This window comes from Saccharopolyspora erythraea (assembly GCF_018141105.1).
Taxonomy (GTDB): Bacteria; Actinomycetota; Actinomycetes; order Mycobacteriales; family Pseudonocardiaceae; genus Saccharopolyspora_D; species Saccharopolyspora_D erythraea_A.
On record NZ_CP054839.1, the window covers coordinates 4055738 to 4077501 of the forward strand.

General features: G+C 72.4%; 15 protein-coding genes. 5 read left to right on the forward strand and 10 right to left on the reverse strand.

All coding sequences use genetic code 11. The features are described from left to right. Positions 1–8: 8 nt before the first annotated feature. Positions 9–971, reverse strand: coding sequence for a zinc-binding dehydrogenase (locus HUO13_RS18255; protein WP_211902507.1), 963 nt, complete (start codon positions 969–971; stop codon positions 9–11). Between the two features lie 164 nt (positions 972–1135). On the opposite strand from HUO13_RS18255, the gene HUO13_RS18260 reads away from it, so the two are divergent. Then, positions 1136–1894 carry a TetR/AcrR family transcriptional regulator gene (locus tag HUO13_RS18260; RefSeq protein ID WP_432757843.1) on the forward strand — a complete coding sequence of 253 codons (759 nt, stop codon included), beginning with the start codon at positions 1136–1138 and terminating at the stop codon, positions 1892–1894. Here HUO13_RS18260 and HUO13_RS18265 read toward each other — a convergent pair. The 6 genes from HUO13_RS18265 to HUO13_RS18290 are packed head-to-tail and all read right to left on the reverse strand — an operon-like array spanning position 1779 to position 10973. Next, positions 1779–2261, reverse strand: a complete 483-nt coding sequence (locus tag HUO13_RS18265) for an FAS1-like dehydratase domain-containing protein (protein ID WP_211902508.1) — start codon at positions 2259–2261, stop codon at positions 1779–1781. The two genes, HUO13_RS18260 and HUO13_RS18265, sit on opposite strands and share 116 nt — an antisense overlap. 1 nt (position 2262) lies before the next feature. After that, positions 2263–4470 (reverse strand): MMPL family transporter, encoded by a 2208-nt coding sequence (locus HUO13_RS18270; RefSeq protein ID WP_249125009.1) that lies wholly within the window; start codon positions 4468–4470, stop codon positions 2263–2265. Between the two features lie 30 nt (positions 4471–4500). Further along, on the reverse strand, positions 4501–5742 hold the full coding sequence (locus HUO13_RS18275) for a beta-ketoacyl-[acyl-carrier-protein] synthase family protein (RefSeq protein WP_211902509.1): 1242 nt from the start codon (positions 5740–5742) through the stop codon (positions 4501–4503). Beyond that, positions 5739–6026, reverse strand: a complete 288-nt coding sequence (locus HUO13_RS18280) for an acyl carrier protein (protein ID WP_211902510.1) — start codon at positions 6024–6026, stop codon at positions 5739–5741. Before HUO13_RS18280 ends, HUO13_RS18275 begins: the two co-directional genes overlap by 4 nt. Positions 6027–6028: 2 nt before the next feature. After that, positions 6029–8503 carry an aminotransferase class III-fold pyridoxal phosphate-dependent enzyme gene (locus tag HUO13_RS18285; RefSeq protein WP_249125010.1) on the reverse strand — a complete coding sequence of 825 codons (2475 nt, stop codon included), beginning with the start codon at positions 8501–8503 and terminating at the stop codon, positions 6029–6031. Positions 8504–8549: 46 nt separating this feature from the next. Then, the gene (locus HUO13_RS18290) at positions 8550–10973 is read right to left on the reverse strand and encodes a hypothetical protein (protein ID WP_211902512.1); all 2424 of its coding nucleotides are present in this window, start codon (positions 10971–10973) and stop codon (positions 8550–8552) included. A 488-nt stretch (positions 10974–11461) separates the two neighbouring features. Here HUO13_RS18290 and HUO13_RS18295 point away from each other — a divergent pair, with 488 nt between their 5' ends. Beyond that, positions 11462–12067: a TetR/AcrR family transcriptional regulator gene (locus tag HUO13_RS18295; protein ID WP_211902513.1), complete on the forward strand. Its 606-nt coding sequence runs from the start codon at positions 11462–11464 to the stop codon at positions 12065–12067. Between the two features lie 61 nt (positions 12068–12128). Here HUO13_RS18295 and HUO13_RS18300 read toward each other — a convergent pair whose 3' ends face one another. Next, positions 12129–13172 (reverse strand): glucuronyl hydrolase, encoded by a 1044-nt coding sequence (locus HUO13_RS18300; protein ID WP_211902514.1) that lies wholly within the window; start codon positions 13170–13172, stop codon positions 12129–12131. A gap of 338 nt (positions 13173–13510) precedes the next feature. Between HUO13_RS18300 and HUO13_RS18305 the strand changes: the two genes are divergently transcribed. From HUO13_RS18305 to HUO13_RS18315, 3 genes are read left to right on the forward strand one after another with little or no spacing between them, the layout of a single operon-like run. Next, entirely contained in the window at positions 13511–15412 is a 1902-nt protein-coding gene (locus HUO13_RS18305) for a CoA transferase (RefSeq protein ID WP_211902515.1), read from the forward strand. Next, entirely contained in the window at positions 15409–17064 is a 1656-nt protein-coding gene (locus HUO13_RS18310) for a class I adenylate-forming enzyme family protein (RefSeq protein ID WP_249125011.1), read from the forward strand. The genes HUO13_RS18305 and HUO13_RS18310 overlap by 4 nt, the downstream gene beginning before the upstream one ends. 12 nt (positions 17065–17076) lie before the next feature. Continuing rightward, positions 17077–18297, forward strand: coding sequence for an acyl-CoA dehydrogenase family protein (locus tag HUO13_RS18315; RefSeq protein ID WP_211902516.1), 1221 nt, complete (start codon positions 17077–17079; stop codon positions 18295–18297). Positions 18298–18441: 144 nt separating this feature from the next. On the opposite strand, the gene HUO13_RS18320 is transcribed toward HUO13_RS18315, so the two are convergent. Beyond that, complete coding sequence (locus tag HUO13_RS18320) at positions 18442–19821, reverse strand: class I SAM-dependent methyltransferase (protein WP_249125013.1); 1380 nt, start codon at positions 19819–19821, stop codon at positions 18442–18444. A gap of 455 nt (positions 19822–20276) precedes the next feature. Further along, positions 20277–21656, reverse strand: a complete 1380-nt coding sequence (locus HUO13_RS18325; protein ID WP_249125014.1) for an aminotransferase class V-fold PLP-dependent enzyme — start codon at positions 21654–21656, stop codon at positions 20277–20279. Between the last annotated feature and the right edge of the window lie 108 nt (positions 21657–21764).

Consider the following 21764-nt stretch of genomic DNA (forward strand, 5'->3'; position numbering starts at 1 on the left):
CGCCGGGGTCACGGGGTCAGCACGACCCTGCCGAACACCTCGCCGGCGTCCATCTTCCGGTGCGCCAGCACGGCTTGGTCCAACGGCAGCAGCTCGTGCACCACCGTGGGCAGCTCACCGCGACCAGCGGCAGCGAACTGCTCGGTCGTGGCGGCACGCCGGTCGGACTCGGGGACGGTGTCGGCGCTGAAGGTGGCGAACGACATCGACTTCCGGAACGCCGCGAACATCTCCATGCCGAACTCCGCCGGCGGCTGCCCTCCCACGATGCCGACGGCCACCATTCGACCGTTCGGGTTGAGCTTGGCGAAGAACGCGGGCATGTCCGCACCGGCGACGATGTCGATGATGACGTCGTAGCCCGAGGGAGCGTCCTCGCCTCCCTCGCCGTTGCGGTCCAGCACGTGGGTGGCGCCCAGCTCGCGCAGGCGAGCCCCGCGCTTGGCCGACGACGTCGTGACCGCCACCGCGCCGGCGCCACCCCGCGCGGCGAGTTGGACGGTCATGATCCCGATGCTGCCTGCCGCGCCGCGCACCAGCACTGACTCACCAGGGGCGAAGCGGGCGCGGGCCAGGCCGAAATGTGCCACCACTCCGGAGCTGCCGAGCGTCACCGCGTCGGCAGCGGAGAGGTTCGCCGGGAGCGGGACGATCTCCTCGGCCGGGACGACCGCCTTTTCGACGTAGCCGCCGCCCACGCCGGTCAGCGCCCACACGCGCCGACCGACCCATGACGCGTCGACGCCGTCGCCGACCGCCGTCACGAGGCCCGCAATCTCGCTTCCGGGAATGTGGCCTCCCTCGAATCCGGAGGAAGCGAGAGCACCGCTGTGGATCACAATGTCGACCCCGCCGACGCCGATCGCCTCCGTCTCGATCAGCACCTGGCCGGCAGCGGGGGCCGGGGCGGGGATGTCGATGACCGCCAGACCCTCGGGAGGTCCGAACGTCCGGATCGCGACTGCCTTCACGCCGTCTCCATGTCCTGGGTCTGTCGGGATTCATCCAGGCGCCGCGCACGGTCGCCGTGCGGCGGACGCCGGTGGTCGTTCGAGGGGCCGCACACGGATCAGCGCAGCTCTCACGCCCGCCGACGTTAACGGACGCCACCGTCCGGTTGGCTAAAGTGAGAGTGGTGACCGACGGTTTGCCTCGCATCCTGCGCTCCGACGCACACGACAACCGTGAGCGCATCCTCGACGCGGCCCGCGCGCTGTTCGCCGCCGAGGGTCTGAACGTGCCGATGCGGGAGATCGCAAGGCGCGCCGGAGTCGGCCCCGCCACCGTGTACCGGCGTTTCCCGACCAAGCGGATGCTGGTTGCCGAAGTCTTCGCGGGCCAGGTGCGCGTATGTCGCGCCCTCGTCGACGAAGGGACTGCCGATCCGGATCCGTGGCGTGGCTTCCGCCTCGTGATCGAGAAGACCTGCGAGATGCACGCACGCGACCGGGGCTTCACCGAAGCCTTCATGTCCGCCTGTCCGGACGCGGAGGATCTCGCCTCGGACCGCGAGCACGCGCTGAAGGCGGTTGCCGAAGTGGCCCGTCGCGCGAAGGCAACCGGCAACCTGCGCCCTGACTTCGTCCTCGACGACCTGGTCCTCATGCTCATGGCCAACCGGGGCATCCGCGCGGGATCGACAGCCGCCCGGGGTCGCGGCTTCCCGGCGCTTCGCCGCGTTCGTGATCCAGGCGTTCCAGGCATCCGGGAAGCACTCACCGCTACCACCAGTGGCACGGCTGGCGCCCGCAGCACCGCACGAGAACGTTTGATATCGCCTACGTCGACCCGGCCCCGGCTGCCTCCGAATCCGCCGCCCCGGCCGGGATCAGCGCGACCGACGACGTCGCCGTGCACACCGGTTCGCCTTCCACTGTGGATATATCTGTGGTGACGGTCAGCGCCGGTACGCCGGCGAGTATCCGAAGGCCGGTGATCGTGGGGGTGATCCGGAGGTGGTCGCCCGCGCGGATCGGGCGCCGGATGTCGAAGCTCTGCCCCCGGTGCACCATCGCCAGGCCGCCCGGGTTGAGGTCGGGGTCGGCCATGAGCCGTTCCAGCGCCGCCCCGCACAGCACGATCGGGTAGGTGGGTGGTGCCACGACCGCCGGGTGCCCGGCCGCCCGCGCCGCCTCGGCGTCGCGGTAGGCGGGGTGGGGATCGCCGATCGCGTCGGCGAAGCGGGCGATCTCGCCCGCCCCGACCGGATGCGGTGCCACGCCCGGGTACGAGCGCCCGATGACCGCGGGGTCGATCTCCACCTCAGTCCCCCGACTCCGAGATCCCGATCTTGCGGTGCACCCGGCGCAGCAACGGCGGTGCCCACCAGTTGGCCCGGCCCATCAGCCGCATGAACGCGGGCACGATGACCGCCCGCACCAGCGCGGCGTCGACGACCACCGCCAGTGTGAGGCCGACGCCCAGCAGCTTGAGGATGGAGAGCTGCGAGGTGGCCAGCACCAGCAGCACCGCCGCGACGATGCCCGCCGCCGCGGTCACCAGCCGGCCGGTGCGTTCCAGCCCGATGGCCACCGCCTCCTCGTTGTGGCCGCCGATCAGGTACTGCTCGCGGATCCGGGACAGCAGGAAGACCTCGTAGTCCATCGAGAGCCCGAACGCGATGCAGAACATCAGCACCGGGATGGTGACCTCGATGTGCCCGGTCACGGTGAAGTCGCCGACCAGCCACCGCAGGTTGCCGTACTGGAAGACGTAGACCGCGGCGCCGAAGCTGGCCGTCAGGCTGAGCAGGTTCATCAGGATGGCCTTGAACGGGATCAGCACGCTGCCGGTGAACAGGAACAGCAGCACCAGGGTGCTCAGGCCCAGCAGTGCCAGCGCGGCCGGGAGCCGTTCCAGCAGACTCGCCTTGGTGTCGACCAGCACCGCCGTGTCGCCGGCGACGGCCAGCTCGCCGGGCGCCGGGGCCGCCCGCACGGAGCGCACCAGTTCCTCGGCCGCGGTGTCGTAGGGCTCGTGGTCGACGGCCATCGTGATCCAGGATGTCGCGTCGCTGGTGCGCGCCGGCTGGCCCGGAGCGACCGGCGCGCCTTCGACGTAGACCGCGCCGGGAGCCTGGACACCGGTGACGCCCGCGCGCCGGGAGAGCTCCTGTGCGTAGCGCTCCGCTTCCTGCGGTCCCGCGCCAGTGAGCAGCACCTCGACGGTGGTCTGCTTGGCCTGCGGGAACCGCTCGTCGACGATCGCCGCGGCCCGGTGGGAGCCGGCGTCGGGCGGCAGCACGCGTTCGTCGGTGAGCCCGAAGCGGACGTCGGCGAAGGGGATCGCGAACACCAGCAGCAGTGCTATCACCGGCAGCGACGTGAGCAGCGGGCGCCGCATGACCGACGTGGCGATCCGGTGCCACATCGGCCCCTCGGTGCGAGGTGGCCCGATGAACCGGCTGAGCACGTCCCAGCGCGCGAGGTGCCGGCCGGTCAGCCGCAGCAGCGCGGGCAGCACGACGATGCTCGCGATTCCCGCGATCAGCACCACCGGCAGTGCCGCGTAGGCCAGCGACCGCAGGAAGTACAGCGGGAAGACCAGGAGTGCGGCCAGCGACACCGCGACGGTCACCGCGGAGAACAGCACGGTGCGGCCGGCCTTGGCGGTGCTGGTGGCGATGGCCTCGTCCATCGTGCGCCCCGCTGCGAGTTCTTCGCGGTAGCGGGTGACGATGAACAGGCTGTAGTCCACCGCGAGGCCGAAGCCCAGCGCGGTGGTGATGTTCATGGCGAACATCGACACGTCGGTGACCTCGGTCAGCAGCGTCAGCACCGCCAGCGTCAGGGTCACCGAGACGGCGCCGATCGCCAGCGGCAGCAGCGCCGCCAGCGGGGTGCGGAACACCAGCAGCAGCAACAGGCCGACCAGCGGGGCGCCGAGCAGCTCCGCCCACACCAGGTCGACCTGGCTCTGCTCGTTGACCTCGGCGTTGACCTGCGCCTCACCGGTGGCCGACAGGCGCAGTCCCGGGAAGTCGCGCTGCAGCTCGGGCACCAGGTCGCGCGACGCGCGCTGCGCGTGGTCCTCCTCGCCGCTCAGGCGCACCGCGAACATCGCGGCGCGGCCGTCCGGGGCGACCAGCGCCGGGTCGCCGGTCTCCCAGAACGAGTGCACCCAGTCGGCCTTGCCGGAGTCCCGGACCGCCTGCTGCAACCGCCGCGCCGCGTCGACGGTCTCGGGAGCGTCCAGCGTCGCCGCCGGCTCGGCCACCAGCACCAGGTTCGGGGTGCCGCCCTGGAACCGCTCGCTCAGCGTCCGTTGCGCCACCGCCGACTCGGAGTCCGACGGCGTGTAGCCGCCGCCCGCGAGCTGGTCGTTGACGCCGGCGCTGAGCGCCAGCGCCGCCCCGCACACGAGTGCGGCCAGCACGAGGACCGCGCGGAAGCGGCGTGCCGCTCCCGCGCCCACCCGGGCCAGCAATGGCGGCTTCTGCTGTTGTTGCGATCGCACGGGCGTTGCGGTCATGGCCGGTCCTCGAGGTGTGTCGTCGGAGCGCTACAGGGGTGGGGCGAAGGCGAGCACGACGTTGTGCCCTCCGAAGGCGAACGAGTTCGACAGCGCCAGGCCGATGCGCGCCTCGCGCGGTCCGCCGTGGACCACGTCGATGCCGAGCTCGGGATCGGGGACCCGGAGGTTGGCCGTGGGCGGGATGACCCCGCTGGCCACCGCCTGCACGGTGGCCACGGCCTCGACCGCCCCCGCCGCGCCGAGCGAGTGCCCGGTGAGCGACTTGGTGGCGGTGACCGGGATCCGCTCCACGCAGGTGCCGAACACCGCACGCATGGCGAGGGCTTCGGCGTGGTCGTTGAGCGCGGTGCCGGTGCCGTGGGCGTTGACGAAGTCGACGTCGGACGGCCGGGCACCGGCGTCGCGCAGCGCCGCGACGATGGCCGCCCGCGCACCGGCGGCCTCGGGGTGCGGCATCGTCACGTGGTAGGCGTCGGCGGAGCGCCCGTAGCCGGCCAGCCGCGCCCGCACCTGCGCCCCGCGCGCGGTGGCGTGCTCGGCGGACTCCAGGACCAGCACCGCCGCGCCCTCGCCCATGACGAAGCCCGTCCGGTCGGCGCTGAACGGACGGCACGCGCTCTCGGGCGCGTCGTTGTCCTCCGACAGCGCGCCGAGGCGCGCGAAGCCGGCCAGGACGCTGCGCGACAGCGGCGCCTCGGCACCGCCTGCCAGCACCACGTCGGCCTCGCCGAGCCGGATCATCTGCGCCGCAGTCACCAGCGCGTCGGCGCCCGAGGCACAGGCAGTGGTGACCGTCGTGCAGGGGCCGGTGGTGCCGTAGCGGATCGCGATGGACGCCGACGGGTCGTTGATCATCGACATCGGCACGGTCTTGGTGCGCATCGCCCGCACTCCGGACTCGTGCAGTGCCAGGCAGTTGCGCTCCCAGGTCCCCACACCGCCCATGCCGGAGCCGATGACCACGCCGATGCGCGAGGTGTCGGACGCGGCGAGGTCGAGCTTGGCCTCCTCGACGCCCAGCCGGGCGGCGACGATCGCCAGCTGCGTGCACCGGTCGGTGCGCAGCTGGTCGCGCCGGGTGAACTGGAACTGCTCGGGCAGGTCCACCTCGGCCGCGATGCGCACCGGGTCGTCGCCGGGGTCGTAGGCGGTGACGCGCCGGACGGCGCTGCGGCCGAGCTGCTGGTTGGCGTGGAACTGCTCGCTGCCGACGCCCAGCGGGCTGACCACGCCCATGCCGGTCACGACGACCTCGTGCAGGCCGGTCACGACGCCGATTCCGGCTTCTCGGCAGCCGAGGCGGTGGTCAGCTGAGCCACGAGGTCGAGGGTCAGGGTGATGACGTGCCCGACGGTCTCGATGCCCTCCAGCTGGTTCTGCTCCACGCGCATGCCGACCTCGTCCTCGAGCGCGCTGACCAGCTCGACCAGGTCCAGCGAGTCCATGCCGAGGTCCTCGCGCAGGTCGGCCTCCTCGGTGATCTGCTCGGCGGGGATGCCCAGCTGCTCGGAGAGCACCTGCTCGATGCGCCCGAAGATCTCCTTGCGGTCCATGATCACTCCCAGTTGTTGTGGATGCCCGTGACGGTTTCGCAGACCGCGCGGGCGGATTCGGCGAACCGGTCGAGCTCGGCCTCGGTGACCACCAGCGGTGGCTGGAGGCGCACGACCTGGTTGCGGTTGGCGGTGACGAAGGTGAGGATCCGGTGGTCGCGGCCCATCGCTGCCACGAAGCGCAGGCACAGCAGGTCGCCGAGCGCGGTCTCCACGCTGGAGCCGGCCTGCCGCAGCACCTCCCGCACCGGGTCGGGCAGGAGCCGGGCGATCGCCCGGAAGTCACCCGGCAGCCGCGAGGCCATGTCCTCGACCGCGGTGCGCACGGCCCCGTCGTAGCGGGCGTCGAAGGCGATCGCGTTCATCAGGCCGATCCCGCGCACCTCGCCCACGAACTCGAACGGCGCGCACGCCTCGGTCAGCGCCTCCCGCAGACGCCGCCCCATCACCTCGGCGCGCGCCGCGAGCTTCTCCGACTCGATCAGATCGAGGGTGGCCAGCGCGGCCACCGAGGCGAGGTTGCCGCCACCGAAGGTGGAGGTGTGCAGCAGCGATCCCGACGACGACCCGTAGGCGGCGTCCCACACCTCGGAGGTGGACAGCGTCGCGGCGATCGGGACCAGCCCGCCCGACAGCGACTTCGCCACGCACAGCACGTCCGGTTCGACGCCCTCGTGCTCGCAGGCGAACATCGCACCGGTGCGCCCGAGTCCGGTCTGGATCTCGTCCACGATGAACACCGCGCCCGCTTCGCGGCAGATCCGCTGCGCCGCGGTGAGGTAGCCCGGCGGCGGGAGGACCACGCCGCCTTCGCCCTGCACGGGTTCGACGATGAACGCCGCCGCACCCGCGATCGCTTCGCGCAGGGCGTCCTCGTCGCCGAAGGGCACTCCCACGCAGTCGGGCAACACGGGCCGGAACGGGTCGCGGTAGTGGTCCCGGCCCGTCACCGACAGCGCCCCGAAGGTCTTGCCGTGGTAGCTGTTCTCGGCGTGCACGAAGCGGGTGCGGCCGGTGGCGGCTCTGGCCAGCTTCAGCGCCGCCTCGACCGCCTCCGCGCCGGAGTTGCTGAAGAACACCCGCCGCATGCCGCCCGGCGCGATCTCGCACAGCCGCTCCGCCAGCTCGGCGGTCCGGTGGGGGATCGAGGCGTACTGGACGAACGTGGGCTCTCCGGACGCCACGAACTCCGTGACCGCGGCGGTGACGGCGGGGTGGTTGTGCCCGACGTTCAGGCTGCCGTAGCCGCCGATGAAGTCCAGGTACTCCACGCCGTCTGCGGTGGTCAGCGTGCTGCCGCTGCCGCGGGTGAACACGCGGTCCATGCCGTGCACGGCGTAGAAGCCGGCCAGCGGCGGGTTGACGTTGTCGCGGAAGCGGCGCCTGGTCGCCTCGGCCGGGTCCGGCCGCGCGGCGGACCAGCCGGGCAGCTCGTCGAGGCGGTCGAGCCCGACCAGACGGCCCCAGCTCGACGGCGCGCTGGGCAGGAAACCGTGCCGCCGGGCCAGTTCGCCGATCTCGCGCACGCGCCCGGGGTCGAGCTCCCGGCCGATGCTGAACGACTCGGCGCGCTCCTCAAGGGCGAGCACGACGGTCTCGGCCAGGCACCCGTTGATCTGCTCGCTGGTGGCCGCCTCCATCCCGTCGAGCACCACCGCGTCGGAGGCCGAGACCAGGCCGCCGTCCAGGACGAGCACGTCGCGGCGCTCGCGAACGGGACGCCGCACGTCGCGAGGCAGCGCGACGTCGACCACCACCGAGCCGGGTCGCAGGTCGTCGCAGTCGATGAGGCCGCCTGCCGAGGAGGCCGCCACGATCAGACGCGTGCGCCGCAGGCACTCGGCGACGTCGTCGCCGATGGTGACCCGCTCGTGCGCGTCGGCGGGCAGCTCGTCCAGGAGCTGTTCGGGCCGTATCCGACCTTTGCGGTGCACCAAGTGCAGCCGGCAGCCGTCGTCGAGCAGCAGCCTGGCCATGGCCAGGCCGATCGCGCCGGGGAAGCCGACGATGCCTATCTCGACGTCGGACGGACGCCGGCCCAGCCGAGCGACGACGGTGCGCAGCAACTCGTGCGCCGAGTAGGTGGTCAGCGAGTTCCCGCTGGTCAGCGGCACGTCGACGCGTCGTTGCGTGGTGAGCCCGCGGTTGCCGACGATCGAGGTCGCCCCGCCGAGCCCCACCAGCTGAGCGCCCGACCGGCGCAGGTCCTCGACCTGGGCGACGACGTGGTCGACGGCGTCGGTCGCGCGGCGCAACAGGTCCTCGGCGGTGTGGGGCAGGTACCGCAGGTCGCCTTCGCAACGGTCGCCGGTGGCCGAGACCACGGTGCCGAACATCGGCATGGGCACGGTGTGCCGGGCGGTGCCGGACGCCGCGCGGCCGGTTCGTTCGCCGGCCATGCTCGACAGCAGCGCCGCGGCGCGCACGTAGTTGAGCTGCCCGGTGTTCACCGGGTGGGCGAGGAAACCGAACTTCACGAGCTTCTCCAATCCGCGCGAAGTCGCGGTCGGCAGCAGCGCGGCATCACGCGTCGGTCCTCATCGGACTGTCCGGCCGCGCGGGCCGGCGGTTCGACGCGGTGAACGCCAGGCCGCGTTCGGAGAGGACGTCGCGCTGCCAACCGAGGCCGGCCAGCCCGAGGCCGTCGCCCTCGTTGTTGTGCGCCAGCTGGACCGTGCAGAGGTTGATGGCCGCCGGCTCGGTCAGAAGAGCCGCCAGCTCGCCGGGATCGGCGGAGATGATCCGCCGGTGGCGGACGGTGACGTCGTCGACGTGCCGGGTCCAGTCGTCGTCGACGAAGCTCAGCACGCCGGTCTGCGCGCTGACCGCCGACGGGCGGTGTGCTTCCCGGTAGGTGCGAATGATGGAGTGGCCGCCGTTGACGCACCGGAAGACCGTGAGGTTGCCGCGGTGCGGGCGGCCGTCCGCCGCGATCTGCTGCACCAGCGTCGGCAGGATGTCGGGCACCATCGCCCACGCGCCGTCACCGACGAAGGCCAGCACGTTGTCGTCGCGGGTGAGCGCGATCGCGGGCACCGACTGCAGCGCGTCGCCCATCAGCGCCCGCCCGGCCCAGCCGGAGAACCCGGGGCCGGTCCTCGGCAGGTCGCAGACCGCCGAGAGCCCGGCTCGTCCGACGTCGTAGACGCCGGTGTAGTGGTAGCCGCGTTCGCGGATCAGCTCGTCGAGGACGTCGTGCAGCTGCCGGAAGAAGTAGTTCGGGGTCATCGGCAGCGCCGGTACCAGCCCGACGACGTCGGAGAAGGAGTCCCTCGTGGACTCGATCGCCGCACGCCGCGCCGCCAGCACCCGGGGATCGACGTCGACGCGCTCCAGGAGTGCGGTGAGCAGTTCGGGGGCCGGGCAGGCCAGGCCGAGGTCGGTGAACGGGGCGTGGTCGCGGTCGTCCTCGGCCACCTGCACGATCCGGGACCGCTGGAGGCTGCGGGGCGAGAGCAGGGTGTCGATCTCCTCGATCCGGCTGCCGAGGAACAGCAGCGCCTGCTCGTCGGCGGGACGCGGGCGGTCGTCGTGGTGCAGGAACTCGTGGACTCGCGGCGATGTTCCGTACAGGCTCATGGTTCCGAGGTACTCGGGAACGCGGATTCCCCCGTGGTACCGGGAAACCACGCCCGGCTGCGTCAGGGAGTCCGCCAACGCCAGACCTGTCCGGCGCGCGAGCTCCCGCAACCGGTCGGCAGCTCCGGGGCGCAGCGCGCCGGGCTGGCACAGCAGCCGGACGGGTTCGCCTTCGAGCAGCCGCAGCAGTTCGGAGAATCCGGGCACCACGGCCGACGCCCGCGCGGGAGCGGGCTCCCCGCGGGTGATCTCGACGGGTTTGGCGCTGTCGAGGACCTCCTTGGTCGCGAACAGCACGACCGGCCCCTGACCGGCGTCATACGCGGCGAAGGCGGCCGACAGGCCCTCGGCCATGCGGGAGGTGTGGTCGATGTGCACCACGGGCAGTCCCCTGGCCCGGACCACCTCGCGGGAGTCCTCCGCGGCGCTGATCGTGCCCTGGAACGGGTACCACTGGCCGGGCTTGGAGTCGGCGCACAGGATGAAGCCCTTCGCCCGCGCCGAACGCAGGTTGGCCAGCGTCCCCCGGAGCTCGTCGATCATCCCGCTGGTCACCACGACCAGCCCGGGAGCGCCGTCGAGTTGCCAGCGCGCGTGCATCGCGCACGCCAGGCTGTGCTCGCTCGGCCCCCGCAGCACCGGGTTCCCGTTCGCGGACGCGTGGCTCTCAAGGTCGTCGATCGCGCGCGCGACGACCGAGCCCGTGTAGCAGTGCAGCCCCCAGGCGGTGCCGGCCCGCTCGTCGAGGAAGCCGGCGATCGCGGTGGCCAGCGTCGTCGGCGGCACCGGGACGTGCAGCCGTGACATCTGCTCCAGCTGCACCGAGTCGGTGAACGAGCAGACCAGGTCGGCCACGGCGGCCCAGGGCACCGGTGCGGGCCAGCGCGGCGCGAACGCGCCGAGGCCGATGCGGGCCTGCGCGGGCGGATCGGTGTGCAGCTGGACGGTTGCGGGGGAGGGGGCGAAGCGCACCCGCTCGGGCAGGGCGGCGGTGAGCTTGGCCAAGCGCTCCTCGACGCGGGCCGCCGCCTCGATCGCCGAGTTCCGGAACTCGCGGTGGTCGAGCACCAGCAGGGTCAGCGTCGCCGGGCGCGGGTCCGGGTCGGCCGCCAGCTTCGCGGCCAGGTCGTCCAGCGACTCGGCGACGACGAGCCCGGGCTCGGCCTCGGGCACCGCGAGGTCGAGGAACCTGCGTGCCCGGCGGACCACCTCCCGCAGCTGTGCGGGTTGCGGGGCGTTGCCGGCCTCTCCGGTCAGGTGCTCCAGCGCCGCGGATGCGGATTCGGCGCAGCCGCGACTGGTGCCGTCGGCGACCACCGCGAGGAGCAGGCGGCGCGAAGTTGCCTGCGAGTCGTGCTCAACGGCCATGCGGCGGCCTCTCCTTCGGTTCGGGCACGACCACGGACGTCGTTACCAAAGCACTAGAGCGATACTCTAGTCAAGCACTCTGGTGGCCGGATCGGGCGGGGTGTCGCGGCGCCCGGAAGTCACCTGCATGGGCTCACCAGTGAATCGATACAGAAAGCCGAAGCCATGTACTCGTGGCGCGTCCGGGTCCGATGCGGACCGAGAGTGCGTGACCACCGAGCGTGACCACGCGCCTGCTGTCGATCCCGGCTCACGGCCGCAGGTGCGGGAGCGCGGGAGCACCGCGCGCGGCGGGAAGGACGCCGATCCCGGTGATCGGGCGCCCGGCGGCCCTTCCACATGCGCCGTCTCGCGGAGTAGGAACGCACAGGCCAGTGATCGCACCGGGCCGCGCGGGGCCGGGTGTCGGCCCCCTTCGTCCATGACGGTGAGTTAGATTGATGTCCACCCCCTCCCCCCTCCCGATCCGGCGCGACGCAAGGAGCCACATGGCCGCGAAGAAGGCTAAGGGTGCCGCTGACAAGATCCTCGACGCTGCGCTGGTCCTGTTCGTCGAGCGCGGGTACTCCAGCGCCACTATGGACATGATCGCCAAGAAGGCGGGAGTCGCGGTCCAGACGGTGTACTTCACCTTCCAGAACAAGACCAACATCCTGAAGCGGCTGATCGACCTCACCGTCGCCGGTGACGACGAGCCGGTGCCCACCCTGGAGCGGGCCTGGGTGCGCGAGGTGATCGAGGAGCCCGACCCGGTCCGCCACCTCGAGCTCCAGGTGAAGGGGACCGCCAAGGTCTACCGGCGGGTCGCGTCGCTGCTCAACGTGCTGTCCAGGGCCTCCGACACCGACCCGACCGTGGCCGAGCTGTGGTCCAACAACCAGGAGCAGCGCCGCATCGTGCAACGCCGTTTCCTGCTGGCGCTGCGCAAGAAGCAAGCGCTGCCCAAGGGGCTGACGTTGCAGCGCGCGGTGGACATCTCGTTCACGATCCTGGGGCCGGAGGTGTTCGAGCTGCTCGTGGTCGACCGCGGCTGGTCGGTTCCGGAGTGGGAGCGCTGGGCGGTGAGCACCCTGCGCTTCCACCTCCTGAGCTGAGCGCGCCTGCCGAGCCGGCCGCGGACGGCGTCGGGAGCGGGGGAGTCGCGCCGGGAGTCGGTCACAGCGGACCGACCGCGCCGGTGAGCTGTGCCAGTGTGAGGGTGAGGAAGAAGTTCCCCCACACCGTCTCCACGGACTCGGTGCCGTCCGGGCCGGTGCGGTAGCTGCCGTGCAGCAGCGCCCCGGTCCCGGTGAGGTGCTCGCCGACCAGCGCGTCGACGGTGGCCATCGCGAAGTCCCGGTAGCGGCGACCGGACTCGCACCTGCGCCCGAGCGTGATCAGCGCCGACGCGCTGATCGCCGCCGCCGAGGTGTCCAGGGCGGCGGGCGGGCCGTCCGTGCGGTCCGGTGGCGGCTGGTGCGGCCGGGTTCTGAGCCAGTGCTCGGCGACCGCGTGCGCGAACGGCAGGTACGCGCCGTCCAGTGCGGTCGCGGCCTCGGCGAGGCCCAGCAGTGCCCACGCCTGTCCCCGCGACCAGGTGCCGGGGCGCGGCTCTGGGCGGAGCTGCGAGGTCGCTTCATCCCAGCGCAGGTGCGCCGACACCGCGCCGCCGGCGTTGAGGCAGAGCCGGACGTGCTCGTCGAGGTGGGAGCGGGCAAGGGCGGTGTGAGCACCGTCCGCCCATGGCAGCAGCCGCACGAGCGCGGCCAGCGGGTCCACGAAGGACTCGCGCAGCCCGGCGTCCCCGGTGCCGAACGCCGTGCCCATCGGGATGATGCCCAGCTCCGGCCGGAAGTCCGCCGCGAGCGCCTTGGCGCCGATGTGCGCGACCTCGGCGGCCCGCGCGTCGCCGGTGAGCAGGTGTCCGAGCGCCGCGCCGTACCAGAACGTCATGGCCCTGGTCGACGTGGAGTCGTCGGCGCGCGGCAGCAGCGACTCCGTCCAGTCCGAGGCCGTCCGCAGGTGTGCTCGTTCGCCGGTGACGGCGGCGCGCAGCCACAGCAGGCCCACCCAGAATCCGCCCGTCCACGAACCCCGGCGCGAGGTGGTCCAGGTGTCGCCGGGATGCCGCGCGAACATCGGGAACCGGTCGCCGACCTCCTCCAGCGTGGTCCGCACCCCGAGCAGTGATCGTTCCAGTGCTCGTTCGTAGCCGGCCATCGCTCACCATCCCCCGGAATCGGCGTTCCCGCCGACGGACTGTAGTGGCGCTCCAGCGCGTTGGTCCAGTTGGTTTGAGCCACTCGTGACCGGACCGTGCCCGGTTCCGGCGCGGTCCGCGGGCTCCAGACGTCGTAATCGGCGAGAGTTTCGGCGGAGGTGGCCGACTGAGCTGGTCACGGCGTTGCTTGACTAGACCACAACTCTAGTGCTCTACTCCCAGCGCGGTTCGCCGAGTGCGCGGGAATCCGCGCAGGCACCGGTCGGCCGACACCGGTACGACCGCCGTTTTCCGTATCCACTGGGGACCGGATTTCCTTTGCTGGGGAGGTAACCGCGTGACCGCAGGCCCGTCCCTCAACGCGGTGCAGGATCTTGCTCCGTTCGACCACGGCCCGCTTTCGGGCATGCAGTATGCGCGCGGCGAGGTATTTCCGACCGGATTCGGGGTGTCGCAGCGCGTGATAGACGCGCATCTCGGCCTGCTCGGCGCCAGAAGAGCTGTCGCTGAGCAGTGCGATCCCGGCGTCACCACCCTCTCAGGCCTGGACGGCTCCGTCGAGCTGCGGTTGCGCGGGGTCTGCGGTGCCGACCCGGACCGGACGTTCCGCGAAAGCACCGCGCAGGCTCGGTGCGGCCTGATGTCGGTGCACAGCCGCGCCGAACCCGTCGTCCGCCGCATCGGCGTGGACTACGCGTCGGTGCTGGCCGGTGTCACCGCGGTGCAGGGAGTGCTCGCCGCGACCCTCGCCCGGCTGCGGGGAGCGCCGGTCGGTGCTGTCGACCTGGCGCTCGAGCACGCGGCGGTCATGTCCGTCGCGCAGTACATCGGCGCGGCCAGCGCGTCCGAGGACGCCGAGAAGCTGCTGCCGGGGGCACAGGACGGCAGCCCGCGTCCGCCGTTCGTCTCGTCCGACGGCGTGCTCTTCGAGCTGGAGGCGCTGGACGTCGAGCCGTGGCAGCGGTTCTGGGCCGAGGTCGGCGCGCCGATCGAGGCGGTCAGCCGGAGCTGGCGGCCGTTCGTGCTGCGCTATCCCGGTGCGGTCAGCCCGTTGGCCCCCGGGCTCGTCGAGGCGCTGCGCGAGCACGACTTCGCGCGCATCACCGAGATCGCGGAGCGGACCGGGATGAGCGTGTGCCGGGTCCGGACGGTGGCCGAGCGCCGCGCGGACCCGGACCTGTGGCCTTCCCGCGGAAGCGGTGCGCCGTGGGAGTTCGCCCCCGCGGCAGCCCGGGATGAGGGCTCCGCGCACTCCGATCCGCCGGCGGCCGGGGAGCTCCCGCTCGCCGGCATGCGGATCGTGGAGTCCTCGCGCCGAGTGCAGGGGCCGATGGCCACCCGGCTGCTGTCGTTGCTCGGAGGCGAGATCATCCGCATCGAGCCGCCGGGCGGCGATCCGCTGCGCGGGATCCCGCCCATGGCGGGGGATGTCTCGGCCCGGTTCGCCGCGCTCAACCACGCCAAGCAGATCGTCGAGATCGACATCAAGGACCCCGCGGGGCAGCGGTCGGTGCTGGAGCTGGTCCGCGACGCCGACGTCTTCCTGCACAACTGGGCGCCGGGCAAGGCAGCCCAGCTCGGCCTGGACGCCGAGCACATGCACGAGGTCAACCCGCGGCTGGTGTACGCCTACGCCTCCGGCTGGGGCAGCGCGCTGGGGGAGCGGCCGCCGCTGGGCACCGACTTCATGGTGCAGGCGCACGCCGGTGTCGCCGACGCCGTCACGCCCGGCGGCGAGGACCGGCACCCGTCGCTGATGACGCTGCTGGACGTGCTCGGCGGTTTCGTCGCAGCCGAGGGAATCCTCGCCGGTCTCATCGCGGTGCGGCGCAGCGGTGCGGGCTGCCGCGTCGACACGTCGCTGCTGTCGGCCGCGACGACGCTGCTGGCGGAGCAACTCGCCGGGGAGACGCCCGAATCCCCCGCGCTGGACGAGGTTTTCCAGACCGCCGACGGACTGCTCGCGGTGTGCGCCGACGAGGACGAGATCGAGCGCCTGACCGCGGCGACCGGCCTCGCTCCGGCTCCGGGAACAAGGCCGCAGGACCTGGCCGGCCCGCTGCGTACCGCACTGGCCGCGCGGCCGGCCCACGAGTGGGAGCAACTGCTTCGCCGCCACGCGGTGCCCGCCGCCCAGGTCGAGATCGACCTCGCCGACCTGCCGCGACGCGAGGACTTCGCAGACGTCTTCCAGCACCACGGTTGCGCTGTGGTCGCTTCTCCATGGAGGTTCCAGTGAGCACTCTGCCGTTGCCAGACCTCGTACCGCAGCACCTGCGCCGCCTGTGGTCGGAGGAGGGCATCTACCCGGGCGCGGCCGTGTTCGACCTCTTCCTCGGCAAGACCGCCGCACAACCCGACCAGCCCGCCGTCTTCGACGACGACGGCGTGACGACCTACGCGCAACTGCGGGAGAAGGCGCTGCGGCTGGCGGCGGGACTGCGCGACCTGGGCGTGCGCCCCGGCGAGGTCGTGGCCTGCCAGCTGCCGAACTCCGCACTGGCCTGCGCGGTGGAGCTGGCGACCGCGGCACTGGGCGCGACCGTCCTGCCCTTCCCGACCGGGCGGGGCCATCGCGACGTCCTCTCGCTGCTGCGCCGATCCGGTGCCGTCGTGACCGTGATTCCCGCCCGCTACGGCGACGTCGACCTGGCCGCGACCATGGCGGAGCTGCGACCGGAACTGCCGCACCTGCGTCACGTCGTGGTCCACGGCGCGGAAGCTCCGACCACAGTGGACGAGCTGCTCGCCGCCGATCCGGCCGACCCGGACGACCTGCCGAGCCCCGACCCCGACACGGCGGTGCGGTACCTGGTTTCCTCGGGCACCGAGTCCGAGCCGAAGATCGTGGCCTACTCGCACAACGCCCTCATCGGGGGCCGGGGACAGTTCCTGAAGCGGCTGCAGCGGCCGGGGCAGCCGATGCGCGCCATGTTCCTGATCCCGCTCGGATCGTCGTTCGGGTCCTGCTGCACCTTCGGCGTGCTGTGCGCGCTGGGCGGATCCCTCGTGCTGCAACGCAAGTTCGACCCCGTCCAGGCGCTGCGGGCCATCGGGGAGCACCGGCCCACGCACCTGGCGGGCGTGCCGACGATGTTCCAGCGGATGATCGGCAGCCCGGAGTTCGCCGGTACCGACACCTCGTCGCTTCAGGCGCTGATCACCGGCGGCTCGCTGATCGACCCGCAGACGGTCGACCGCTGCGTGGCCGACTTCGGCTGCACCCTGATCAACCTCTATGGTTCCGCGGACGGGGTGAACTGCCACAACGGCCTCGACGACCCGCCGCACGCGGCGAAGACGACGGTGGGCGTGCCCAACCCGTCGGTCTGCAGCATCCGCATCGTCGACGACTCGGGTGCGGACCTGCCTCCCGGCGAGGTCGGCGAGGTGCTGGCCCGGGGCCCGATGTCGCCGATGTGCTACGTCAACGCGCCGGAGCTCAACGAGCGCTACCGGACGCCGGACGGCTGGGCACGCACGGGCGACCTGGGCGTGATCGACCCGGTCGGGCGGCTGCGGCTCAGCGGCCGCAAGCGCGACGTCATCATCCGCGGCGGCTCCAACATCAGTCCCGCGCAGGTCGAGGGCGTCATCGCCGCGCACCCGTCGGTGCTGAGCGTGGCGTGCGTGCCGGTGCCGTGCCCGGACCTCGGTCAGCGCATCGCCGCCTGTCTGGTCGCGGTACCGGGTGCCGGGGTGCCCAACGTGGCGGAGCTGGCCGAGTTCCTGCGCGTGCAGGGCCTCGAGCCGCGCAAGTTCCCGGAGGTGCTGCTGGAGATGGACGCCTTCCCCCTCACACCGGCGGGCAAGGTCGACAAGCGCGCGCTGGCGCGGCAGGCAACCGAGGTTTTCACGGCCACCCGCGGCGACGAGCCGGCCCGGGTCTGAGGGAGGAGAGCCATGACCGCGGAACCGAAGGCGCCGAGCAGGGCGCGGGAACTGGCGCAACGCGTCCGGGAGTTCGTCGACACCCACGTGGTACCGGCCGAGCCGGAGATGTTCGCCGGCCGCGAGGTGTGCGCGAAACTGCTCGTCGAGTTGCAGAGCAAGGCCCGCAGCCACGGCCTGTGGGGCATCGGTTACCCCGCCTCGCTGGGCGGGGCGGGCCTGCCGCTGACGAGCTACCTGCTGGTGGCCGAGCAGGAGGGCCGCTCGTTCTACGGGCCTGCCGTGTTCGGGGCCGAGACCGTGGTGGACGTGCACATGCTCGACCGGTTCGCCACCCCGCAGGTGCGGGAGCGCTTCCTGCTGCCGGTGGTGCGCGGGGAGGCGGTGCCCAGCTACGGGATGACCGAGCCGGGCAAGACCGGCTCGGAGGTCTCCGGCTTCACCACCGAGGTGCGCTTCGACCAGGACCGGTGCACCGTGCGCGGGCGCAAGTGGTTCATCTCCAACGCCGACCGCGCCACGTTCATGACGGTGATGGCGCGCAGCGAGGGCCTGGGCAAGCATCCCAAGGACGCGTTCACGCTCGTCGTCGTGCCCACCGACGCGACCGGCTTCGGCATCGTGCGCGAGCTGCCGGTCCTGGGGCACTTCACCGGGCAGTGCGAGGTCGAGCTGCGCGACGTGCGGGTCCCGCACAGCCACGTCGTCGGTGAACGAGGCGCGGGGCTGGCGGTGGTGCAGCAGCGGCTCGGACTGGCCAGGACGGTTCGGTCGATGCACTGGCTCGGCCAGGCCCAGCGCGGGTTCGACCTGATGTGCCGACGTCTGCGCTCGCGCCGGGTGCAGGGGGGTCACCTGGCGGACAAGCAGTTGCTGGGCCAGCACGTGGCCGACAGCTACGCCGAGATCAGCGCCGCGCGTGCACTCGTTCGCCGTGCGGCGGCGCGCATCGACCAGGGGCGGCTGCACGTCGACCTCGGTGTGGCCAAGCTGGCCGCCTCCCGCACCGCGGTCGCGGTGCTGGACCGCGCCGTGCAGGTCCACGGCGCGGAGGGCCTGTGCGACGACACACCGCTGTCGGTGATGTACCGGGCTGCTCGCTCGACCCGCATCTACGACGGCGCCGACGAGGTGCAGATCAGCCAGATGGCACCGCGCATCCTGAAGACCTACGCCGATTCCGAGGGGTTCGACTTCACCGACCCGGTGGACGACTTCGCCGCGCCCGCCTGAGTGACTGTTCCAGCGGACCCTTGCGCCGCGGTGCGGGAACCGCCTTCCCGCACCGCGATCGCAGACAGCACGGATGTCGGCTAGGGGCATCGCGGACGCCGACGACGCCCGGCCGCCGACGCACCAGGCGGCCGGGCCCGGCCGTCAGATGGCGGTGCGGTCGAGCAGGCCGAGGCCGGGAGTCTCGTCCGGCGCCGGCAGCATCGCCAGGTCCACGGCCCCGTGCTCGGTGCGGGGCAGCTCGGCGACGAGGTGGTGGACCAGCGGTCGCTGGTGGGCGGGCAACGCCTTGGACGCGTGCCGTCGCAGCTCGGGAACCAGCCACGTCCGGGCTTCGGCGAGCAGGCTGTGGTGGACCGGATCGTTGGCATGCGCCCGGTCTCCGAGCTCGCCGAACGGGAACCGCGGCAGCGGTGCGGATCCGGGGGCCTGGTCGTCGGACCGCCGCACGAACGCCACGTCCAGCTCGCCGTCCGGCCACCCGCCGGCTCGGCTGAAGCGGCAGTCGTAGCCGAAGCGCGCTCCCAGCGCCGCCAGGTGCTCGGGGCGGACCGCGGCGGCGTCGACCTCGGCCGCCAGCATCCGGAGCTCGCCCGCCGGGGTGCCGGTGCGGTTCTCCAGCACTCTGGCGATCTTGACCGCGCCCGCGACACCGGCGCGCGGGACGCGGCGCAGCCCCAGCGCCTCGACGCGGTCGGCCAGCAGCGCGGCCGCCTGGTCCAGGGCGCCGACCGACCAGTGCAGCCAGGTCGGCACCTCCACGGTGCGGCGGGTGCCGTCGCGCCAGGCGACGACGTCGAAGGAGAACGGGGCCGCCGACTCGCTGGAGCCGGCCGGGCGCGGGCGCACCTCGACGTGCGCGGCACCGGGGAAGTCCCGGAACCAGCGCGCGTCCACCAGGAGCTCGCCCTGTTCGGACAGCTGCCGCCGCCACCGCTCTTCCAGCACCGAGCCCTCCACGTCGTCGGGCGCGCCGGACACGACCGAGGCGGCGTGCATCGCCCGCACCAGCGGGAGATCCCGGATGCCGCCGAAGTGCACCCGGCCGCCGGACCCGGTCGCCGCGAGCGCGGCGGTCAGGGCGCGGCGCAGGTACTCGGCGTCGGGGAAGCGGTGCGCGGGTGAATCGCACACCACCAAGTCGAAATCGTCACCCTCGAACAGTTCGGCGTCGATCGTGTCACCTAGGGTCAGCTCGACCTGTCGGAGTCCGCTTCGGCGTGCCGAGGCGCCCACATCGCTGAGCGCAACGAAAGATAGGTCTAAACCAAAATAGCGTTCGGCGTCGATTGCGCGGGCCAAGCGTTCCCGTCCACTTCCGCATGCCAGCTCGAGAACGCTTTTCGCCACGAGGTGGGAGTTGTGCGCGTCACGCCCGGCCCCCGATGATTCCCGCCCGCGGGAATCGGTCGTGATCTTGTCGACGACGGCGGTGTAGTCGTGGCGCACGGCGCGGCGGTGGTCGACCGGGTCGACGTCGGGGACGACGTAGGCGACCAGGCCCGCTCCCGCCTGCGGGAACATTGTGTTCGGTACGACGACGCAATCGCGAACGCCGTCGTGTCCGCGCAGCGCCGCGGAAATGCGAGACGCCTCCGTACTGGAAGGAGTACCGGTGGATAACGACACGTGTCCCAGTCGCACGAAACCCCCAAGATGTTCAATGGCCTCAGTGGAAACATCGCCCAAAGCGCGTCACTCGGAGCCGGCGCTTCGCGGTGCGGCTCCGGTTGGCCCCTCATGGCTGTGAGCTCGCGACCGAGGTTAGCGCGCAACCGGCATTCGAGGGAATCCGGGAGAGGTGAGATCTTCGAATTCCGCGAATTCGCCGAAATCGGTTCGCGCGTTCTGATTGCGGCGGCAAAATCATGGCGCCCGGTTTCCGTCGTGGGTGCTCCGGGAATTCGGCCGTTCGGCCGCTTGCGGCCGATCCGCCCGGGTGCGGCGGGTCATCGGCGCCTCGTGTCGTCGTCGAGCGGTCAGGCGGGCGCGGGCAACTCGGCTTCGCCGAGGAAGGCCGGGAAGGGGCGGGGGTCGGGGTCGGGTGCCCACCGGCCGTCGAGCAGCCGGTAGTGGGAGCTGGGGCCGTCGAGCAGCAGTTGCTCCAGGCCCGCGAGCAGCCGGTCGACGTGCTCGGGGGTGGTGTCGAGGCCCACGCTCGCGCGCAGCGCGGGGCCCGGTTCGGCCCCGGTCCGCGACATCAGGCGTCTGGTGAGCATGTGCGCGCAGAAAAGCCCGCTGCGCACGCTGACGCCGTGCTCCGCAGACAGCGCGGCGGCGAGCAGGTCGGCGTCGGTGGTCTTGCCGGCGTGGGGATCGATGGCGAAGGAGACCACACCCACGCCCGGCCTGCCGGGCCACATGGACAGCGGCCGCACACCGGGCAACGCCGCCAGCCCCTCGCGCAGCCGCTCGACGAGAGCCTGCTCGTGCGCGGTGACCAGGTCCCAGCCCAGTTCGGTCAGCTCGTCGCAGGCGGCCGCCAGCGCGTGCGCGCCGACCACGTTCGGGGAGCCGGCCTCGTGCCGGGCGGGCAGTCCGCACCATGTGACGTGCGCGCCGTCGGCCGAGTTCGCGGTGACGTTGGCGGTCGCGCCGCCGCCCGCCAGGTAGGGCCGGGCGCCGGCGAGCCACTCAGAGGAGCCGATCAGCGCGCCCGCGCCGAAGGGCGCGTACATCTTGTGGCCGGAGAGCGCGACCCAGTCGACCTGCCACTCGGCCATGCGCAGCGGGCGGTGCGGTGCGAGCTGGGCGGCGTCCAGCGCGGTACGGGCGCCGTGCCCGCGCGCGATCTCGGCGAGCTCGGCCACCGGCCACAACTCGCCGGTGACGTTGGACGCGCCGGTGAGCACGACGAGCTTCGGTCCCGCGGGGAGCCTGCGCAAAGCCGCCGACAGCAGCCGCGCGGCGGCATCCGGCGAGTCCGGCATTCCCAGTCCCACCACGGAGTCCGTGGCCCACGGCAGCAGTGCCGCGTGGTGCTCGGTGTCGAAGCGCAGCACCGGGGTGCCCCGCGGAAGGCAGCGGGCGAGCAGGTTGAGCGCGTCGGTGGTGTTGCGGGTGAACAGCACCTCCGAGTTGGCCGCCGCGCCGGTGAACCGGCGCAGCGAGTCGCGCGCCTGCTCGTAGACGCGGCTGCTCACCTGGGAGGCGAAGCCCGTGCCGCGGTGCACGCTGGCGTACCACGGGAGCACGTCGCGCACCGCGTCGTGCACGCGGCGCAGGCACGGTGTGGTCGCGGCGTGGTCGAGGTTGGCGTGGGGCACGAGTTCGCCGGAGACCACCGGCACGCGCAGGTCGGCCCCGATGACGGCGGGCAGTGGGCTGATGTCGGCACGCGGACCGCGAGAGTGTGGCACGGCTTCTCCTCAGGTCGGACCGGCCGTGGAGGTGCGGCCGTTGCGGCGGGAGCGCTGCCACGGCCACGTCAGCCTCCGGCCGCGGCGGCGTACCGCGCGCCGTTGTGG

Coding starts and splice junctions, on each gene's coding strand:
- HUO13_RS18270 (WP_249125009.1), bottom strand. CDS start 4,470: ATGACCGCAACGCCCGTGCGATCGCAACAACAGCAGAAGCCGCCATTG.
- HUO13_RS18280 (WP_211902510.1), bottom strand. CDS start 6,026: ATGGACCGCAAGGAGATCTTCGGGCGCATCGAGCAGGTGCTCTCCGAG.
- HUO13_RS18290 (WP_211902512.1), bottom strand. CDS start 10,973: ATGGCCGTTGAGCACGACTCGCAGGCAACTTCGCGCCGCCTGCTCCTC.
- HUO13_RS18295 (WP_211902513.1), top strand. CDS start 11,462: ATGGCCGCGAAGAAGGCTAAGGGTGCCGCTGACAAGATCCTCGACGCT.
- HUO13_RS18300 (WP_211902514.1), bottom strand. CDS start 13,172: ATGGCCGGCTACGAACGAGCACTGGAACGATCACTGCTCGGGGTGCGG.
- HUO13_RS18315 (WP_211902516.1), top strand. CDS start 17,077: ATGACCGCGGAACCGAAGGCGCCGAGCAGGGCGCGGGAACTGGCGCAA.
- HUO13_RS18320 (WP_249125013.1), bottom strand. CDS start 19,821: ATGTTCCCGCAGGCGGGAGCGGGCCTGGTCGCCTACGTCGTCCCCGAC.